Raw genomic sequence first — 17,885 nt, 5'->3', positions numbered from 1 at the left:
ATGCTGCGCGTGCTGATCGCCGACGACCAGGACCTGTTCCGAGCCGGGTTCGCCATGATCCTCGGCGCGCAGCCGGACATCGAGGTGGTTGGCGAGGCGGGCGACGGGGCTGCGGCCGTCGCCGCGGCCGCCGCGCTGGCGCCTGACGTGGTGCTGATGGATGTGCAGATGCCCGGCATGGACGGCGTCGAGGCGACCGAGCGGATCTGTGCGACGACGTCGGCGAAGGTGCTGATCCTCACCATGTTCGACCTGGACGAGTACGTCTACGGGGCACTTCGGGCGGGTGCGAGTGGATTCATCCTCAAGGACATCAGGCGCGACGAACTGGCCCACGCCGTCCGCGTCGTCGCCGCGGGGGAGTCGCTGCTCGCCCCCGCCGTCACCCGGCGGCTGGTCGAGGACCTGGTACGGCGGCCCGGTCACGGCGTCGCGCCCCGGCTCGCCGCCCGGCTCGAGGCGCTGACCGACCGGGAGAACGAGACGCTGCGCCTGGTGGCCGCCGGGCGCTCCAACGCCGAGATCGCCGCGCGGCTCGTCGTCAGCGAACACACCGTCAAGACGCACGTCAGCCGCATCCTCACCAAGCTCGACCTGCGCGACCGCGTCCAGGCCGTCGTCTTCGCCTACGAGTCGGGCCTGGTGCTCCCCGGAAGCGACGGCTGAGGCCGCGGGCCAGGGGCGGTGGTCCCCGGGAGTGATTCGTGAGGTCACGGGTCAGGGGCAGTGGTCCCCGGGAGTGATGGGGGAGATCGCGCCTGCGGGCGATGATCTGGAGGGACGCGCGGGCGCAGCATCGACGGCATGTGGAAGCCGTTCGCGGTCGCGCTGTCGGCCGTTCTCTTCATTCTGGGCACCGGGCTGCACCCGATGCCGTGGTTCACCTGGCTCGCGCCGCTGCCGGTGCTGCTCGTCGCGGCGCGCGTCCGGTTCCGTATGGCGCTGGCCGCCGGGTTCGCCGTCTGGGCGCTCGGCCAAGCCCCCATGTGGCGCTATTTCCTGAACGTGGTGGAGATACCCCTCCCGATCCTGGTGCTCAGCCAGCTGGCGCCCGCGCTGCTGTTCGGCCTGCTCACGGCGGGCTTCGGCACCCTGGTACGGCGGGGCCGTCCGGTCTCCGCGGCGCTGCTCGTGCCCGCCGGGTGGGCGGTGGTGGAGTACGCGTTCTCCGTCGCGATGCCGCACGGCGCCTGGTGGAGCCTGGCCTATACGCAGGCCGACGTGCTGCCTGTCCTGCAGACCGCCTCGCTCACCGGCGCATGGGGTGTCACGTTCCTGCTGCTCGCCGTCCCTTCGGCGGTCGCCGCCGCGCTCTCGGGTACGGCGGGCCGAGCGCGGCTTGCGCTGACCTTCGGCACCGTCGTGGCCGTGGCGCTGGCCTACGGCACATTCCAGCTCCTGGGGTCCGCCCCGTCCGCCACCGGCCGGATCGCCACCGAGCGGATCGCCACCGGCCGGGGCGGACCGGCCGGTGGCGACCGGATCGCGCTGCTCGTCACCGACCACCCCAACGACACGATTCCGGTCGACACCGCCGAGGGCCGTGATCTGGTGGCCCGCTACGCGGCCCGCGCCGAGGCCCTGGCAGCGCGCGGGGTCCGGACGATCGTCCTGCCGGAGAAGACGTTCCGCGTCCGCCCAGAGACCATGGCCGCGCTCGCCCCGCTGAGCCGCGTCGCCACCCGCCACCGGGTGACGATCGTGGCGGGCCTGGTGCAGGAACGGGGACAGGGCGCCAACAACGTCGCCCTCGCCCTGCCATCGGGCGTGCGGTACGTCAAGAAGCACCTCATCCCCGGCGTCGAGAACGAGGTCCAGCCCGGCGAGGGCACCCTGGCCCTGCTCCCCGGCACCACGGAAGGCATGATCATCTGCAAGGACCTGGACTACCCCGAACTCGTCCGCGCCTTCCGCGCCCGGGGCGCGACCGTGCTCTATGCACCCGCCTGGGACTTCGTCGACGACGGCTGGCTCCACGGCCGGATGGCCGTAACCCGCGGCGTCGAATCCGGCGTCACCGTGGCACGCGCCGCCCGAGCCGGAACCCTGGTCGTCAGCGATCCCCGAGGCCGCATCGTCGCCGAGACCACCAGCGACGGCGACTTCGCCACGCTCACCACGCCCCTCCCTGCCCCGGCGCCCCCCACGCTCTACGCCCGCGTCGGCGACTGGTTCCCATGGACATGCGCCGTCATGCTCGCCGTAACCGTGGGAGCAGCAGCCCTACGCCGCCCCCAACCACCCACCCAGCAACCCACCAGACACCCCAAAACCGCTACAGCTCACTGACGCAGGCTCACGCACTTCCAGGCAGGAGCTGCACGGCGAAGGCCACCACCCCGCCCGGCGGACCATGGGGACCGTGGGACACAGGTAACGAGGCACCCCGAACGGCGGACCAGCGGGACCGTGGAACACGGGCGATGAACGCCCCCGGACGGGGGCGGGGGACCATGGGATGCGGGTGACGAGGCGCCCTGGACGGCGGGCCAGCGGGACCGTGGGACACGGCTGCCGAAGCGCCGTGACGGCGGGCAAGCGGAACCGACTCGCCGCAAGCGCCGGGCTGAGGGCCTGAGCCGAAGTACGGCGGGCGGCCGGTGGGGCGGCCCGCCGTACAGAAGAGCGATCTCGTCGTACCTAAGAGATCTCGCCGTACACAGAGAGATCTCGCGGTACAGAAGAGAGATCTCGCGGTACAGGAGAGAGATCTCGCCGTGTCTGAGGGGTCAGCTGTAGGTGTGCTCGGGGCCGGGGAAGACGCCGCTCGCCACGTCGGCGGCGAAGGCGCGGACGGCGGAGTCGAGCACCGCGCTCAGGTCGGCGTACTGCTTGACGAAGCGGGCCGGCTGCGGCGTGAGGCCCATCATGTCCTGCCAGACCAGCACCTGCGCGTCCGTCGACGCACCGGCGCCGATGCCGATCGTGGGGATCGACAGCGACGTGGTCACCCGGGCCGCCAGGTCCGTGGGGACGCACTCGAGCACCACCGCGAACGCGCCCGCCCGCTCCAGGTCCTTGGCGTCGGCCATCAGCTCGTCGCCCGACTGCCCGCGGCCCTGTACCCGGTAGCCGCCCAGCGCGTTGACCGACTGGGGGGTGAGCCCGAGGTGCGCCATCACCGGCACCCCGGCGGACACCAGCGCCTCGACCTGCGGGAGCACGCGGCGCCCGCCTTCCAGTTTGATCGCGTGCGCGCCCGCCTCCTTCATGAAGCGGGCCGCCGACTCCAGCGCCTGCGCAGGCGAGGACTGGTACGACCCGAACGGCAGGTCCGCGACCACCAGCGCGCGCCGCGACCCGCGCACGACCGCCGCCGTCAGCGGCAGCAGGTCGTCGACCGTGACCGGGAGCGTGGAGTCGTAGCCGTAGACGACCATCGCCGCCGAGTCGCCCACCAGCAGGACCGGGACGCCGGCCTCGTCGAACACGCGGGCCGTCATCGCGTCGTAGGCGGTGACCATCGGCCACTTCTCACCGGACTCCTTGGCCGCGGCCAGGTCGCGGACGGTGACCCTTCGTTGGGACGTGCCGCCGTACAGAGAGGACATGGTGAAGCCTCCAGAAAGGTCTCGAGTCGCCCCAGCGGCGTACCCGGACGCCTCCGATGGTCTCACGTGGCGATATCCGGTGGCGAAACTGTCAGCCCCGCCCGTCACAATAGTGGCGGAGGTAAGCAATCAACATGGCCATCGAACCTTACAGGCGCCTGCTCAGGCTGCCTGGCGTCCGCACTCTGCTCCTGGTCGGGCTGCTCGCGCGCATCCCGGCCACCGCCATGGGCATGGCACTGACGCTCCACGTCGTCAACGGCATGGGGCTCGGCTTCGCCAAGGCGGGCCTGGTCACCATGGCGAGCACGGTCGGGATGGCCATCGGCTCACCGCTGTCAGGCAGGTTCGTCGACAAGTACGGCCTGCGTCCCATCCTGGCCGTCACGACCGTCGCCCAGGCGCTGTTCTGGTCGACGGCCTGGGCGCTGCCCTATCCCGTGCTCGTGGTCGCCGCGGCCGTCGGCGGGCTGTTGATGCTGCCGGTCTTCAGCGTGATCCGGCAGTGCCTGGCCGCGATGGTGCCCGTCGAGCAGCGCAGGATGGGCTTCTCGCTCGACTCCATGCTGGTGGAGCTGTCCTACATGACGGGTCCCGCGCTGGCGGTCGCCGGGATCACCACACTCGGCAGCGGCTGGACGCTGGGCGTCATCGCCGTCGGCATCACCGGCTCCGGCCTGGCCCTGCTCCTGCTCAACCCGCCCACCCGCTCGGCCGAGGAGCTCGAGACGCCCGCGGTCAAGGTGCCCAGGCGCCAGTGGCTCACGCCCGCGTTCATCGCGTTGCTCGGCACCGTGGCCTCGGCCACGTTCGTGTTGACCGCGACCGAGCTGTCGCTGGTCGGCACGATGGAGCACGCCGGGCAGACCGGGTGGGTGGGGCTGGCTGTCGGTATCTGGTGCGTGTACTCGCTGCTCGGCGGCTTCGTCTACGGCGGGCTGTCGCGGGGCTTCTCGCCGCTGCTGCTCATCGCGCTGATGGGCGTCCTGACCGTCCCCGTCGCGCTGGTCGGCGGCGACTGGAAGTGGCTCCTCCTGGCCCTGCTGCCGGCCGGAGTCCTGTGCGCCCCCGCCCTGTCGTCCACCGTCGACACGGTCAGCCGCTGGGTCCCCGCCGGAGCCAGGGGGGAGGCCATGGGCCTGCACGGCACGGCCCTGCTGATCGGCGGCGCCTCGTCGTCGCCCATCGCCGGTGCCATCATCGACGCCCACGGCCCACCGTGGGCCTTCTTCACGGCGGGCCTCGTAGGCGTCGCCATGGTCGTCATAGCCGCCCCCTTCTGGCGCCGCCGCCCCCAACCCGCCACCCGCATCCCCGACCCCGAACCCGAACCCGCCTCCCGCTGACCCACGATCACGCACCCCATACGCCGCGTCGGCGCGGTCGGGCGGCCCGGGTCGCGCCCCCACGGTCACGCTTCCCGGGCCTCGCCTACAGCCGCGTTTCCTGGGGTCTCGCCCACGGTCGCGCTTCCAGGCGCCGGGTCGGCGAGAGGGTGTACGGCGAAGGTCGGCGCCCTGTACGGCGGGCCAGGGGACCGTGGTGCCCGCATAACGAAGCGCGTGACGGTGGGCAAGGGGCGTCGACTCGCCGGAAGCGCCGGTCGCGGGTCCTCAGCCGGAGTACGGCGGACGGCCGGTAGCGGTGGCTCGCCGTAAGACAGCAGGAAGCGCAAGTGCGGTGGCGGTGGCTCGCCGTAACGAGAGCAGGAAGCGCGAGAGGGCGACGGCGGTTCGCCGGACGACGAGAGCAGAGTGCGGGGTTAACCGGTTGTTAGGGTGAGGTTACGAAACGGGCCCGTTGCGTATCGGAATTCCTTGCGATACGGTTGCGTTGCGAAACTTAGTCGTATCGAAATTAAAGGAAGCTGTCATGGACGCGAACACGGGCCACCCCCGCCGCTGGGGCATCCTCGGCGTGCTGGTGTTCAGCCTGCTGGCGGTCGTGCTGGACAACACGATCCTGAACGTGGCGATGAAGACCATCGCCGACCCCAACGTCGGCCTCGGCGCTACGCAGAGTCAGCTGGAATGGGCGATCAACTCCTACACCCTGGTCTTCGCCGGATTGCTGTTCACCTTCGGTGTGATCGGCGACCGCACCGGCCGAAAGCGGATGCTGATGATCGGCATGGCGCTGTTCGGCCTGGCGTCGCTGGCCAGTGCCTATTCCCAAGATCCCACGCAATTGATCTTCGCTAGGGCGGCGATGGGCATCGGTGGCGCGGCCATCATGCCGGCCACGCTGGCGATCATCTCCAATGTCTTTCCCCCTACCGAGCGTGGCAAGGCCATCGGCATCTGGGCCGGCGGCGTCGGGCTCGCGGTCGCGGTCGGCCCGATCACCGGTGGCCTGCTGATCGAGCACTTCTGGTGGGGCTCGGTCTTCCTGATCAACGTCCCGATCGTCATCATCAGCCTGATCCTGATCAGCACCGTCGTCCCCGAGTCGCGCGACCCCAAGCCGTCCAGGCTCGACCCGGTCGGCGTGCTGCTGTCGATCGTGGGCCTGGTGGCCGTCGTCTACGGCATCATCCGCGGCGGCGAACTGGCCACGGTCACCGACGCCGAGGTGCTGGTCCCGTCGCTGATCGGCCTGGCGGTGCTGGGCGTGTTCGTCTGGTGGGAGCGGCGGATCGACCACCCCGCCTTCGACGTGCGCAACTTCAGCAACGTCCGCTTCTCCTCCGCCATCGGCATGATGGGCGTCGTCTTCTTCGCGATGATGGGCGGGATGTTCTTCCTGACCTTCTACATCCAGATCGTCAAGGGGTTCAGCCCGGTCCAGGCGGGCGCGCTGATGATCCCGTTCGCCGCGGCGCAGCTGATCTTCGCGCCGCTCAGCCAGCGGGTCAACCAGGCCCTCGGCGCCAAGGTCGCCGCCACGGTCAGCATGCTCGTGGTCGCCGCCGCGCTGGCCAGCTACGCGCTGTTCGACCTGAACACGCCCGTCCTGCTGATGGAGGTCGTCTTCTTCGTCCAGGGCGCCGCGATGGCCAACATCATGCCGCCGGCAACCACCGCGATCATGGAGTCGCTGCCCAGGGAGAAGGCCGGCGTCGGCTCGGCCATGAGCAACACCGTTCGCCAGCTCTCCGGTGCGCTGGGCGTGGCCATCCTCGGCTCGGTCCTGTCCACGCAGTACCGGGGAGAGATCGCGCCCGCGCTGAACGGGCTGCCGTCCGCCGTCCGTGACAAGCTCGGCGAGTCGCTCATGGCGACCGTGGGCGGCGCGCATGCGTTGGGCGCCCAGGGGCAGGGACTCATCAAGCCCGCCTTCGACGCCTTCATCCACGGGATGCACGTCACGGCCATGGTGTCCGCGGTCATCGCGCTGCTGGGCGTCCTGATGGTGGCCAAGTGGATGCCGGGCAAGCCGCGCCCGGCACGTCATGCAGAGACGAAGGAACCAGCGGTAGTGTGAGGCCGCGATGACGATCCAGGAAGCAAGCCAGGCGACCCGGCCTGCGGGCCGGCCGCGCAGCGAGAAGGCCGAGAAGGCCATCATCGAGGCGACGCTCGACCTGATCGGCGAGGGGATGGGCATCTCCGAGCTGTCGATCGAGGCGATCGCCGCCAGAGCGGGCGTCGGCAAGACGACCATCTATCGCCGCTGGTCGAACAAGGAAGACCTGGTCGTCGACGCCCTCGTCACGCTCAAGGCGCCGCTGCCCGCACTGTCGGGCGAGTCGGTGCGGGCGGACCTGATCACCCTCCTCGACGCCATGCGCGTCGAGGCGGGCATGGGCCGCGTCCGATGCGTCATGAACATCGCGATGAGCGAGTCCGACCGCTACCCGCAGCTCATGGAGCGCTTCTTCAAGACGGCCGTCGAGCCGCGCAGGCAGGCCATGCGCAACACGCTCGAGCGCGGCGTAGCCAACGGCGAACTGCGCCAGGACGTGGACGTCGAGCTGGCCATGGCGATCATGTCGGGCGCCATGCTCTGGTTCACCAAGTGGGGCCCGGCCGGCGACCTCCCGGCCGGCCTGGCCGAGTCCCTCGTCGACCACGCGCTGCGGGGTTTGGCCTCGTAGTCTCCTGACATCTCGCACCCGCACGGCATGACCTCCTTGCCGTGCGGGCCTTTCATTTCGTACGGCAGGCGGCATGACCTTCTTGCCCTTTGGGCCTTTCATTTTGTACGGCAGGCCGCCCACCGACCGCCCGCCGTACTCCGGCTGAGGGCCCGCGACCGGCGCTTGCGGCGAGTCGGGGACGGTTGCCCGCCGTCACGGCGCACGGGATCCGGTCGCCTGGGAAGAAGCAAGCGCTAGGCAAAACGTGAGCACAGTTCTAGTCTCCGGGCATGCCCCCCATGCGCAAGATCGCGATCGTCTTAGGAATGGCCCTAGGGCTGCTCATACCCGCAACGGCGGCGCTGGCCCACGACGAGCGGCCGGTCAAGCTCCCCGACGGGACCGGCTCGGTGCCGGTCTACCGGACCGCGGACCCCGACCTGCTGGTGTGTAAGTCCGACAAGGCCGACTTCGACCGTCGTATCGCGACATTTCCGGATGATCTCCGGCGGCGCAACGCCGAGCTCTTCGCGAAGTGCCAGCGCAACGGCTTCCGTAACCTCCAGGAAGCCGTCGACAAGGTCGACCGCCCGGGGATGACGATCGCGATGCTGCCAGGCCTCTACCAGGAGGAGCCCAGCCAGGCGCCGCCCACCGGCGACTGCGCCCGGCTGCCCGCCCGCTGGTCCTCGTGGGGCTACCAGATCCTCTCCTTCGAACAACAGAGCCGGTGCCCGCACAACCAGAACCTGGTCGCCGTCCTCGGCAAGAAGGACCTGCAGATCGAGGGCACCGGCGCAGGCCCGCTGGACGTGGTCGTCGACGCCCAGTACCGCAAGCTGAACGCCATCCGCGCCGACCGCACCGACGGCGTCTACTTCCGCAACTTCACCGCCCAGCGCACCACGTTCAATTCGCTGTACGTGCTGGAGACCGACGGCTTCGTCATCGACAAGGTGCTGACCCGCTGGAACGACGAGTACGGCTTCCTGACCTTCGCCAGCGACCACGGTCTCTACACCGACTGCGAGGCCTACGGCAACGGCGACGGCGGGCTCTACCCGGGCAGCGCCTCCAACATCAACAACGGCCGCGGCCACGAGGTGCCCAGGTACGCCATCGAGATCCGCCGCTGCAAGAGTCACGACAACGCGCTCGGCTACTCGGGCACGGCCGGCGACTCGATGTGGGTCCACGACAACGAGTTCTACGACAACATGGTCGGCGCCACGATGGACAGCCTGTGGCCCAGCCACCCGGGACTGCCGCAGAACCACGCCAAGTTCGAGAACAACGACATCCACGACAACAACCGCGACTACTACGGCTACATTCGCAACGGCACCTGCAACAAGCCCCCGGCCGAACGCGGCTACGAGAGGGGTGTGGTCTGCTCCCAGGTCGGCGTCCCGCCGGGCACCGGCATCCTGGTCGCCGGCGGCAACTACGACGTCTTCCGCGGCAACCGGATCTCCGGGCACCAGCGAGCCGGGTTCCAGCTGTTCGGCGTGCCCGCCTTCATCCGCGGTGAGACCTCGCTCGCCAAGCAGGCCGACACCTCCAACGACAACCGCTACGAGGGCAACCTCTTCCGCGGCAACGGGGTGAACGTCTGGTGGGACGGGCAGGGCACGGGCAACTGCTGGCAGGCGGACACGGGCGCGTCGACGCCGGCCGTACTGCCGGTGTGCGGGGCGCGGGCGCCCGCGCTGTCGGGCGGCTCGAACCGGTGGGTGGCCGAGCCGGTCAAGCTCGTCAAGCTCTACCTGTGCGCCGACTTCAGCTCCAGGGACGCCAAGCTGCCCGCGGGCTGCGACTGGTTCGGCGCCACCGGGCTGGCCAAGGTCGAGACCCAGCTCGCCCTCGCGGGATCCTTGGTCCTGGCCCTGATCGCCGCCCTGTTGTGGAGGCGTCGCCGGAGCAGCGACTCGGCGAGGGTTCTGGCGGTGGCGACCGTGATGGGCTTCGCCGGGCTCTTCCTCGACGTCCTCGCGGCGGCTTTCGACAGCACCATAGGAGCCTCGCTCGCGCTGGTCGGCATGGGGAGCTGGTGGCTGGGCGTGGGCCTCGCCAGGCGGGGCGGATTCGGCTGGTTCAGCGTGATCCTGGGCTTGCTGGCCTTCGCCGACGCCTTCGACCGGTCGGTCCACCTGATCCCGATCATCCCGGTCGGTCCGGGCTGGATCCGGGGCCTGCTCACCGGGCTGTGGGTGCTGTGCGCGGTGGTGGTGCTGGCGCCGCGGCGCAGCCGGGTCGAGGAGACGCCGCAGGTCGAGGTGCCGGTATGAGGAAGGCGTGGATCGCGGCGCTGGCCCTGGTGACCGCGTGCGCGCCGCTGTCGGACACGCACCACCGCCCGGGCACCACCCACGAGGTGGCCACGTCGGACCCCAGCGCCCCGGCGGGCGAGATCGAGGCCACCATCTCGATCAACCACGGGCACGTGAGCCCGCCCTCCGGCTGGCTGGACGTGTCCAAGGGCCAGCAGGTCGCCATCACCGTCACCAGCGACGTCGCCGACGAGCTCCACGTGCACGGCTACGACCTGGAGTCCGAGCTGCGGCCCGGCGAACCGGTCACCATCCGCTTCAAGGCCACCATCACCGGCGTGTTCGAGGTCGAAACGCACCAGACCGAGCTGGTCCTGACCCAGGTCGCGGTGCGATGACCGGCGTGCTGGCGCACGGCGTCGGCAGCCGCAGCGACCTGCCGATCCCGATCTTCTACGCCTACGCGGGGGCGCTGGCCGCGCTGGTGGCCTCGTTCCTGGCGCTCGGGCTGCTGTGGCCGGACTCGCGCTTCCGCGGCGACGCGGCGGGCCGCGTGATCAGGCTCCGGCCGCCCGCCACGGCACTGCGGGTCGCGACGCTGCTCGTGGTGGCCTACGCCGCGGGCTGGCTGATGGTGGGGCCGGATGCGGGCAATGCCGCGCCGTACCTGTTCTACGTGGTCTTCTGGGTGGGGCTGGTGCCGGCGTCGCTGCTGTTCGGGCCGGTCTGGCGGCTGCTCGACCCGCTGCGGCTGCTGCCGGACCGGCCGCTCCGGCCGCTGCCGCTCCGGCTCGGCTACTGGCCCGCAGCGCTCGGGCTGCTCGCCTTCACCTGGACCGAGCTCGTCTCGCCGCACCCCGCCGACCGGTTCACGCTGGCGGCCTTCCTGCTGGTGTACGGCGCGGCCCAGGTGACGGGCACGCTGGTGTACGGCCACGCGTGGCTGGAGCGTGGCGACGCCTTCGAGGTGTACTCCACGCTCATCGGCCGGCTGTCACCGCTTGGCAGGCGGGCGGACGGCAAGGTGGTGCTGCGCGGCCCGTTCGACGGTCTGGACGCGATCGAGCCGGCGCCCGGCCTGCTCGCCACGGTCTGCGTGCTGCTGGGCGGCACCGCCTACGACGGCTTCTCCGGCTCTCCCGGCTGGGTGAGCGCACTGCAGACCGGCCCGCTCGGCAGGACAGGGCTGGGCACGCTCGGCCTGCTCGCCACGGTCGCCGCCGTGGCCGCGCTGTACGCCGGCTGCCTGGCCGCCGCCGGGCTGATCGGCGGGGCCAGAGGGCTGGCGCCGCGCTTCGCCCACTCGCTGGTGCCCATCGCCGTCGGATACCTGATCGCGCACTACTTCTCACTCCTGGTCATCGAGGGCCAGCGCGCGGCCGTGCTGGCGCTGTGGCTGCCCGCCCGGGTGGACCAGAACGCGGTGTCGCCCGCGACGATCGCCACGGTCCAGGTCGTGGCGATCGTCACGGGCCACGTGTGCGGGGTGATCGCGGCGCACGACCGGTCGGTGCGCCTGTTGCCGCCCGCCCGCGCGATCGCGGGCCAGATCCCGCTGTTCATCCTGATGATCTGCTACACGCTGGGCGGGCTGACCCTGCTGCTCGCCTAGTAGCGGTAGTGCGCCTGCGCGTGGGCCGCGGCGTAGGTCTGGAAGCCGGCCTCGCCGTCCTGGTAGTCGTACCAGGCGTCCACCAGGCGTGCGTCGACGACGCTGCAGGTGCTGGTGCGGGAGGCCCCGCGCCGGATCGGGCCGATGTAGATGGTCCCCTTGCCGACGTAGCGCCCGTTCACGTACAGGCGGCACGTCCCGCCCACCCAGGAGATGGAGTGGCGGCTCCTATTGGTGACCGTGACGTAGATCTTGCACGCGGACTCGCACCAGCCGAAGCGCAGCTTGAGCCGGGTGCCGCCGGCCGCGGCGTCGGCGGGGGACGCGAGGAGCGCGACGGCCAGGAGGACGGAGGTCAGGAATGCCACGAGGCGCCTCATTCCGCCCATGATCACACGGTGGTCGATCTTCCGCAATGCGCTTCGGCGAAGGCGGACATCTGGTCCAGGCCGCCGCTGACGACGATCCGCGTCACGCCCTGCGCGGCCAGCTCCTCGACCCGTTCGGAGTCCATGTCGATGGCGCCCCAGCGGGTGTACTCCAGCGCGCCGGGATCGCGCCCCGCCTCCGCGGCGGCGGAACGGGCCAGCTCCCACTGCAGCGCCCGCTCCTCGGGCCCGAGCGCCCCGCCGGGGAAGAAGCCGTCGCCACGCCGTCCGGCCCGCCGTGCGGCCGCCCGGCTCGAGCCACCCACATGGACGGGCAGGGAAGGCACGCCGTACGGCTTGGGGAAGCTGCAGGCACGGTCGAGCGAGAAGAACTCCCCGTCGAAGCTGACACCCTCCTCGCCGCCGGTCCACAGCAGCCGCAGCACGTCGATCGCCTCGTCGGCCCGGCGGCCGCGGGAGGCGAAGTCGACGCCGAGCGCGTGCGCCTCACCGGGCAGCGAGCCCAGGCCCACGGTCAGCAGCCGCATCCGCCCGCCGGACAGTACATCGATGGTCGACAGGCGCTTGGCCAGATGCACGGGGTGATGGTAGGGCAGCAGCAGCACGCCGGTGCCCAGCAGGATCCGGCGCGTGCTCGCCGCGACGAAGCTCAGCAGGTCCAGCGGGTCGGCGTAGGGCATCGACGGCGGGATCTCGTACGGCCCGACCATGGCACCCGGATACAGGACCGGGTGCTCGGGGACGAACAGCGACTCGAACCCGCACGCCTCGGCGTGCCGGGCGAACGTCACGACCTGCTCGGCGCCGAGGCCGTGCAGCGCGGTGTTGTAGGCGATTCCATATTTCACCCGGCCACGTTAGAACCCTGACGCCGGTGTCAAGGCAACTCGCGCCACCTGTTGGTGATCGGCAGGCGCCGGTCGCGGCCGAAGTTCTTCGGCGTGATCTTCGGGCCCGGCGGGTACTGCCGCCGCTTGTACTCGGCCAGGTCCACCAGCCTGATGATGCGGGCCACCAGCGCCGGGTCGTGGCCGGCGGCGATGAGCTCCTGGGAGCCCATGTCCTTTTCCACGTAGTCGTCCAGCAGCGGGTCGAGGACCTCGTAGGGCGGCAGCGAGTCGGTGTCGCGCTGGTCGGGCCGCAGCTCGGCGCTGGGCTCCTTCTCGATCGAGTTCTCCGGGATGGGCCGATCCGCCTGCAGCTCGAACCAGGGCTCGGTGTGGGCGTCGCGCCAGCGCGACAGCTCCCACACCATCGTCTTGGGCACGTCCTTGATCGGCGCGAAGCCGCCCGCCGAGTCGCCGTAGAGCGTGGAGTAGCCGGTGGCCAGCTCGCTCTTGTTGCCGGTGGTCAGCACCAGGTGGCCGTGCTCGTTCGACAGCCCCATGAGGATCATGCCGCGGACCCGCGCCTGCAGGTTCTCCGCGGCCAGCCCCGACAGCTCGATCTCCTTCTCGAAGGCGTTGACGATGTCGGCGATCGGCGCGATCTGCGCGTTCACCCCCTGCCTGCGCACCAGCTCGTCGGCGTCGGTCACCGAGTGGGCGGAGGAGTAGCGGGAGGGCATCAGCACCACGTGCACCCGCTCGGGCCCGATCGCGTCGGCGGCGATCGTGGTGGTCAGCGCCGAGTCGATGCCGCCGGACAGCGCCACGATGACCGAGCGGAAGCCGTTCTTGACCACGTAGTCGCGCACCGCGAGCACCAGCGCCGAGTACACCTCGGCGGGCAGGTCGAGCCGCTCGGCCACCCGGTGGGGGAGCGGCTGGTAGGGCTCGACCGGCTCCTGCGACAGCACGATCCGGTCGACGGTGATCGTCGACCCGTCACCCGCGTCGTGCGGGAACTCGCCCGGCTCGGCGTGCGAGACCGGCAGGTCCAGGTCGACGAGCAGCAGCTCCTCGCGGAACTGCGCCGCCCGCGCCACCAGCTCGCCCGCGGCGTCCACCACCAGCGAGTCGCCGTCGAAGACCAGCTCGTCCTGCCCGCCCACCTGGTTGACGTACACCAGCGCGCACCCGGCCTCGCGGGCGCGCCGCGCGCACAGCTCCAGCCGGACGTCGTCCTTCTCCTTCTCGTACGGCGAGGCGTTCGGCACCACCAGGAGCCCGGCCCCCGCCTGGCCCACCACGGCCACAGGACCGCCGTCCTGCCACAGGTCCTCGCACACCGCGATGGCCACGTCGACCCCGTGCAGCCGGAAGACCGGCAGCCGGTCGCCTCGCACGAAGTAGCGGTACTCGTCGAACACGCCGTAGTTGGGCAGGTGGTGCTTGGCCGTCCTGGTCACCACCTCCCCGCGGTACAGCAGCGCGGCGGCGTCCAGCGGCGCCCCCTTTGGCTGGCCCACGCGCGGCGCCCGGTTGGCCCGGCCGACGTAGCCGACGACCACCGGCAGCCCGCCGAGCCCCTCCCGCTCCAGCCTCGCCGCCACGTCCTCCAGCGTCGCGATGCTGGCGTCCACGAAGGACGTCCTGAGCACCAGGTCCTCCACCGGGTAGCCGGTGAGGAACATCTCGGTGAAGACGGCCAGGTGCGCGCCGCGGTCGGCGGCCTCGCGCGTCCACTCGACGAGCAGATCGGCGTTGGCAGGCAGGTCGCCGACGGTCGGATTCGTCTGTGCCAGGGCAATGCGCAGTTGGGCCACGGAGTCAAGCGTAGTATGTCCCGATTTTTATCTTCAAAGAGACGAAAAGTGATCCTCGCCTCATCTGCGCTCGACCGGGGTGACCAGCCCGGATTCGTAGGCGGCGACCACCAGTTGGGCCCGGTCGAACAGGCCGAGGTGATCGAGCAGCCACGCGACCTCGCCGGCCACCTCGGGTTCGGGGACGGCCAGCGTGCGGGCGATCTGACGGTTGGTCAGCCCCCTGGCCACCAGCTTGAGCAGATCCAGCCGGGCGTCGGACAGGCCCGCCAGGATCGGCGGCGCGTCCGGGTCGGGCGTGCCGGAGAAGGCGGAGATCAGGCGCGCGGTCATCGCCGGGTCGATCAGCGCGTCCCCGGCGGCGGCCGCGCGGATCGCGGCCAGCAGCTGCTCGGGCGCCGAGGTCTTCAGCACGAACCCGCTCACGCCCGCGCGCAGCGCCGCGTAGAAGTTCTCGTCGGTGCCGAACGTGGTCATGATGATGACCTTGGGCGGCTCGGGATCGGCCAGGATCCGCCGCGCCGCGGCCAGCCCGTCCAGGTACGGCATCTGGATGTCCATCAGCACCACGTCGGGCCGTGTCCGGCGGGCCGCCGCGATCGCCTCCTCGCCGTTCGCGGCCTCGGCCGCCAGCTCGAACCCGGGCTCGCCGTCCAGCATCGCCTTGAACCCGGCCCGCACCAGCGCCTGGTCGTCGGCCACCACGACCCGCAACTGCCCCTCGTGGGACGCCGGCACGGGCTCGGCGACCTCCTCCAGCCGCTGGGCCAGCATGTCGGCCTCCAGCCGCTGCAGCCCGCTCGACAGGTCGAGCCCCAGCTCGTCGCGCCACACCGAGCGCGCCCGCCGCAGCGCCGCCAGCGCGTCCCCCTGCCGCCCCGTCCGGTACAGGCCCAGGGACAGCAGCCGCCAGGCCTCCTCCCGCAGCGGATGGGCGCTGGCATGCGCCTCCAGGTCCGCCACCAGGTCGGTGGCCCGGCCCAGCGCCAGCCCGGCGTCGGCGCGCCGCTCCACCGCGATCAGGCGCAGCTCCTCCAGCCGCCCCGACTCGGTCGCCGCCCACGCCAAGTCGGTGAACTCGGCCAGCGCGGGCCCGCGCCACAGCGCCAGGGCGCTGTCCATCGCCGCCCAGACCGAGGCGGGCGTCCCCTCGCCCGACTTCACCAGCGACTCGAAGCGCCAGGCGTCCACCTCGTCGGGATCGGCCCGCAGCGCGTACCCGGGCGGCGCGCTGACCAGCACCCCCGCCTCCTCCCGCGGCGCCCGCGCGGGTTCGAGCGCCCGCCGCAGCCGCGAGACGTATCCCTGGATCGTCGACAGCGCCTGCGCGGGCGGGTGGCCCGGCCAGAGCTCGTCGATGAGCGTGTTCACCGGTACGGCGCGGCCGCCCGCGACGAGGAGCCGGGCGAGCACCGCGCGCTGGCGCTGCCCGCCGAGGTCGAGGAGGGCTCCGCCGTTCCACGCCTGGAACGGTCCGAGCACATTGAAGGTCACCATGGCAGGCGTAAGCGTAAACGTTCCCGGCATTTGGTGATATGGCGTTTTTTCACAGTGGTAGCTCCGCGTGGACGATCGTCCCGCCACCCCGGCGCCCGCGCACCACACATGTCCCACCCAGCTCGGCCGCCCGCTCCCGCATGGAGCTCATGCCGACCCCGGCCCGCGCGTCGGGCGGCAGCCCCCTCCCGTCGTCGGACACCGTGACGTGCAGGCAGGTGTCACGTTCCAGCCGGACGTCGATCCTGGTGGCGTCGGCGTGCTTGCGCGCGTTGGTGAGCGCTTCCTGGACGATCCGGTAGGTCGCCACCTCCACCGCCGCGGGCAGCCCGTCCAGATCCCCGGCCGTCTGCACGGGTCCTCCGAAGGTCAGCTCCTCGACGGCTCCCGCCAGGCCCAGCTCGTCCAGGGCGGGGGGACGCAGGCCGTACACCAGGTGCCTGATGTCGCCGGTGACCGCGTCCATGCCCGCGCGCAGGTCGGTGAGCAGGCGCTCGGCCTGGTCGGGGGAGCGGCGCAGCGTCGTGCGCGCCACGTTGATCGTCATGGCCATGGCCGACAGCGACTGGCCCAGGCCGTCGTGCAGGTCACGGCGCAGCCGTCGGCGCTCCTCCTCGCGCACGCCGAGGATGTGCTCGCGCGAGCGCTGCAGCGCCGCCGTCAGCCGTACGGCGTGCGCGGCGTCGGCGATGTACGGCGTGAGCGTCGCGATCACCCGCTCGTCGTGCGCGGCCGGGAACCGGCGGCGCTCGGTGGGGCCGATCAGCAGCAGCCCGACCGGCTCGCCGTGCCAGACCAGCGCCTCGGTCCTGGCGGGCCGCCCCGGAGTGCCCGAAGTGACGATCGTCCCGTCGACGTCCACCGCGGCGCCCGTCACCGACAGGCCCTCGACCAGCACGTCCAGCGTGGCCAGCAGCCCATGGCCGGGGTCGGCGTGCTGCAGCCGGTGCTTGAGCCGCCGTGCCAGCGCCCGCGGGTCGCCGGTGCTGCCGTACAGCAGCCGGTCGACGCCGCGCAGCAGCAGGCGCCGCATCGGCAGGAAGAACGCCCCGGCGAACAGGGCCGCCGCCAGCCCGGCGAAGCGGTCAACCTCTGACAGCAGCAGCGTGGAGGCGCCGCCGGCCGCCACGTAGACGCCCGCGATCACGATGGCCAGCCCGGTGCCGACCAGCGTCCTGCTGATCAGCGTGTCGATGCCGAACAGCCGGTACCGCAGCACCGCCACCGCGATGGCCGCGGGAACCAGCGGGATCGCCAGCGTGGCCAGCCACCACACAGGATCGCCGATCATCCACGGGATCAGCAGCGCGGGCAGCGTGACCACCAGCCACATCAGCTGCCGCCGCTCGACCGGATCGGCCCGGCGGAAGCGGATGGCCAGCGACAGGAACGCCAGCCCCATCGCGGCCGCCACCATCACCTGGGCGGCAGGCCTGCCGTCCGGCACGGAGAACAGCTTGGCCGCCCAGTCCACCGCCATGCCCGCCACGGCCAGCACGACGACCCACCGCCACCGCCGCGACAGCAGCACGCCGGTCGGATAGAGCAGGGGCAGCAGCACGCCGAGCGCCAGCGTGCAGGCGTTCCACGTCAGACCCACCACCGGCCGGCTCGCGGGCGAGTCGCCGAGCAGTTGCGCGGTGTTGGCGGCCAGGATGTTGGCCGCGGAGGCCAGCCCGCCCAGGCACAGCAGCCACCCGATGACCAGCCGCGGCCTGCTGTGCACCAGGATCGCCCCGAACACGGGGAACGCGGTGCCCGCCATGTCCTCGGGGGCGAACGGCAGCGGCGTGTAGGGCGAGGGCGGCAGCTGGGCCGTCACCCAGATGTCGGACAGCTCCAGCACCACCGCCAGCGTGGCCAGCCCGATCGCCATGCTCCTGGCCGAAGTGATGCGCACG

Annotated in this window: 14 protein-coding genes; 8 read left to right on the top strand and 6 right to left on the bottom strand. The window is 71.4% G+C overall.

Annotated features, from left to right (window positions below):
• A complete protein-coding gene (locus ACIBHX_RS12410) occupies positions 1-666 on the top strand; it encodes a response regulator (RefSeq protein ID WP_397066847.1) in 666 nt (221 codons plus the stop codon).
• 138 nt (positions 667-804) lie between these two features.
• Positions 805-2,289: a nitrilase-related carbon-nitrogen hydrolase gene (locus ACIBHX_RS12405; RefSeq protein ID WP_397066845.1), complete on the top strand. Its 1,485-nt coding sequence runs from the start codon at positions 805-807 to the stop codon at positions 2,287-2,289.
• 440 nt (positions 2,290-2,729) lie between these two features.
• Here ACIBHX_RS12405 and panB read toward each other — a convergent pair whose 3' ends face one another.
• Positions 2,730-3,551 (bottom strand): 3-methyl-2-oxobutanoate hydroxymethyltransferase, encoded by an 822-nt coding sequence (gene panB / locus ACIBHX_RS12400; RefSeq protein ID WP_397066843.1) that lies wholly within the window; start codon positions 3,549-3,551, stop codon positions 2,730-2,732.
• 134 nt (positions 3,552-3,685) lie between these two features.
• Between panB and ACIBHX_RS12395 the strand changes: the two genes are divergently transcribed.
• The 6 genes from ACIBHX_RS12395 to ACIBHX_RS12370 all read left to right on the top strand — a co-directional run bounded on the left by ACIBHX_RS12395 (position 3,686) and on the right by ACIBHX_RS12370 (position 11,451).
• Positions 3,686-4,897 (top strand): MFS transporter, encoded by a 1,212-nt coding sequence (locus ACIBHX_RS12395; RefSeq protein ID WP_397066841.1) that lies wholly within the window; start codon positions 3,686-3,688, stop codon positions 4,895-4,897.
• A gap of 526 nt (positions 4,898-5,423) precedes the next feature.
• Positions 5,424-6,974: an MFS transporter gene (locus ACIBHX_RS12390; RefSeq protein WP_397066840.1), complete on the top strand. Its 1,551-nt coding sequence runs from the start codon at positions 5,424-5,426 to the stop codon at positions 6,972-6,974.
• A 7-nt stretch (positions 6,975-6,981) separates the two neighbouring features.
• Positions 6,982-7,587, top strand: a complete 606-nt coding sequence (locus ACIBHX_RS12385) for a TetR/AcrR family transcriptional regulator (protein WP_397066839.1) — start codon at positions 6,982-6,984, stop codon at positions 7,585-7,587.
• 272 nt (positions 7,588-7,859) lie between these two features.
• Positions 7,860-9,857 carry a hypothetical protein gene (locus ACIBHX_RS12380; protein WP_397066837.1) on the top strand — a complete coding sequence of 666 codons (1,998 nt, stop codon included), beginning with the start codon at positions 7,860-7,862 and terminating at the stop codon, positions 9,855-9,857.
• Positions 9,854-10,237 carry a hypothetical protein gene (locus ACIBHX_RS12375; RefSeq protein ID WP_397066835.1) on the top strand — a complete coding sequence of 128 codons (384 nt, stop codon included), beginning with the start codon at positions 9,854-9,856 and terminating at the stop codon, positions 10,235-10,237. The genes ACIBHX_RS12380 and ACIBHX_RS12375 overlap by 4 nt, the downstream gene beginning before the upstream one ends.
• A complete protein-coding gene (locus ACIBHX_RS12370; protein ID WP_397066833.1) occupies positions 10,234-11,451 on the top strand; it encodes a hypothetical protein in 1,218 nt (405 codons plus the stop codon). Before ACIBHX_RS12375 ends, ACIBHX_RS12370 begins: the two co-directional genes overlap by 4 nt.
• On the opposite strand, the gene ACIBHX_RS12365 is transcribed toward ACIBHX_RS12370, so the two are convergent.
• From ACIBHX_RS12365 to ACIBHX_RS12345, 5 genes are read right to left on the bottom strand one after another with little or no spacing between them, the layout of a single operon-like run.
• Positions 11,448-11,831 (bottom strand): hypothetical protein, encoded by a 384-nt coding sequence (locus tag ACIBHX_RS12365; protein WP_397066831.1) that lies wholly within the window; start codon positions 11,829-11,831, stop codon positions 11,448-11,450. The genes ACIBHX_RS12370 and ACIBHX_RS12365 overlap by 4 nt on opposite strands.
• A gap of 11 nt (positions 11,832-11,842) precedes the next feature.
• Positions 11,843-12,688 carry a TIGR03619 family F420-dependent LLM class oxidoreductase gene (locus ACIBHX_RS12360; RefSeq protein ID WP_397066829.1) on the bottom strand — a complete coding sequence of 282 codons (846 nt, stop codon included), beginning with the start codon at positions 12,686-12,688 and terminating at the stop codon, positions 11,843-11,845.
• A gap of 29 nt (positions 12,689-12,717) precedes the next feature.
• Positions 12,718-14,487 (bottom strand): NAD+ synthase, encoded by a 1,770-nt coding sequence (locus tag ACIBHX_RS12355; RefSeq protein ID WP_397066827.1) that lies wholly within the window; start codon positions 14,485-14,487, stop codon positions 12,718-12,720.
• Between the two features lie 60 nt (positions 14,488-14,547).
• Positions 14,548-15,984, bottom strand: coding sequence for a BTAD domain-containing putative transcriptional regulator (locus ACIBHX_RS12350; protein WP_397066825.1), 1,437 nt, complete (start codon positions 15,982-15,984; stop codon positions 14,548-14,550).
• Between the two features lie 49 nt (positions 15,985-16,033).
• The gene (locus ACIBHX_RS12345; protein ID WP_397066823.1) at positions 16,034-17,884 is read right to left on the bottom strand and encodes a histidine kinase; all 1,851 of its coding nucleotides are present in this window, start codon (positions 17,882-17,884) and stop codon (positions 16,034-16,036) included.
• Position 17,885: the final 1 nt, after the last annotated feature.

The organism is Nonomuraea sp. NPDC050536, assembly GCF_044457685.1.
Taxonomy (GTDB): domain Bacteria; phylum Actinomycetota; class Actinomycetes; order Streptosporangiales; family Streptosporangiaceae; genus Nonomuraea.
Note: the sequence above shows the minus strand (reverse complement) of the source record. Positions and strands in the feature narration are given on the sequence as shown.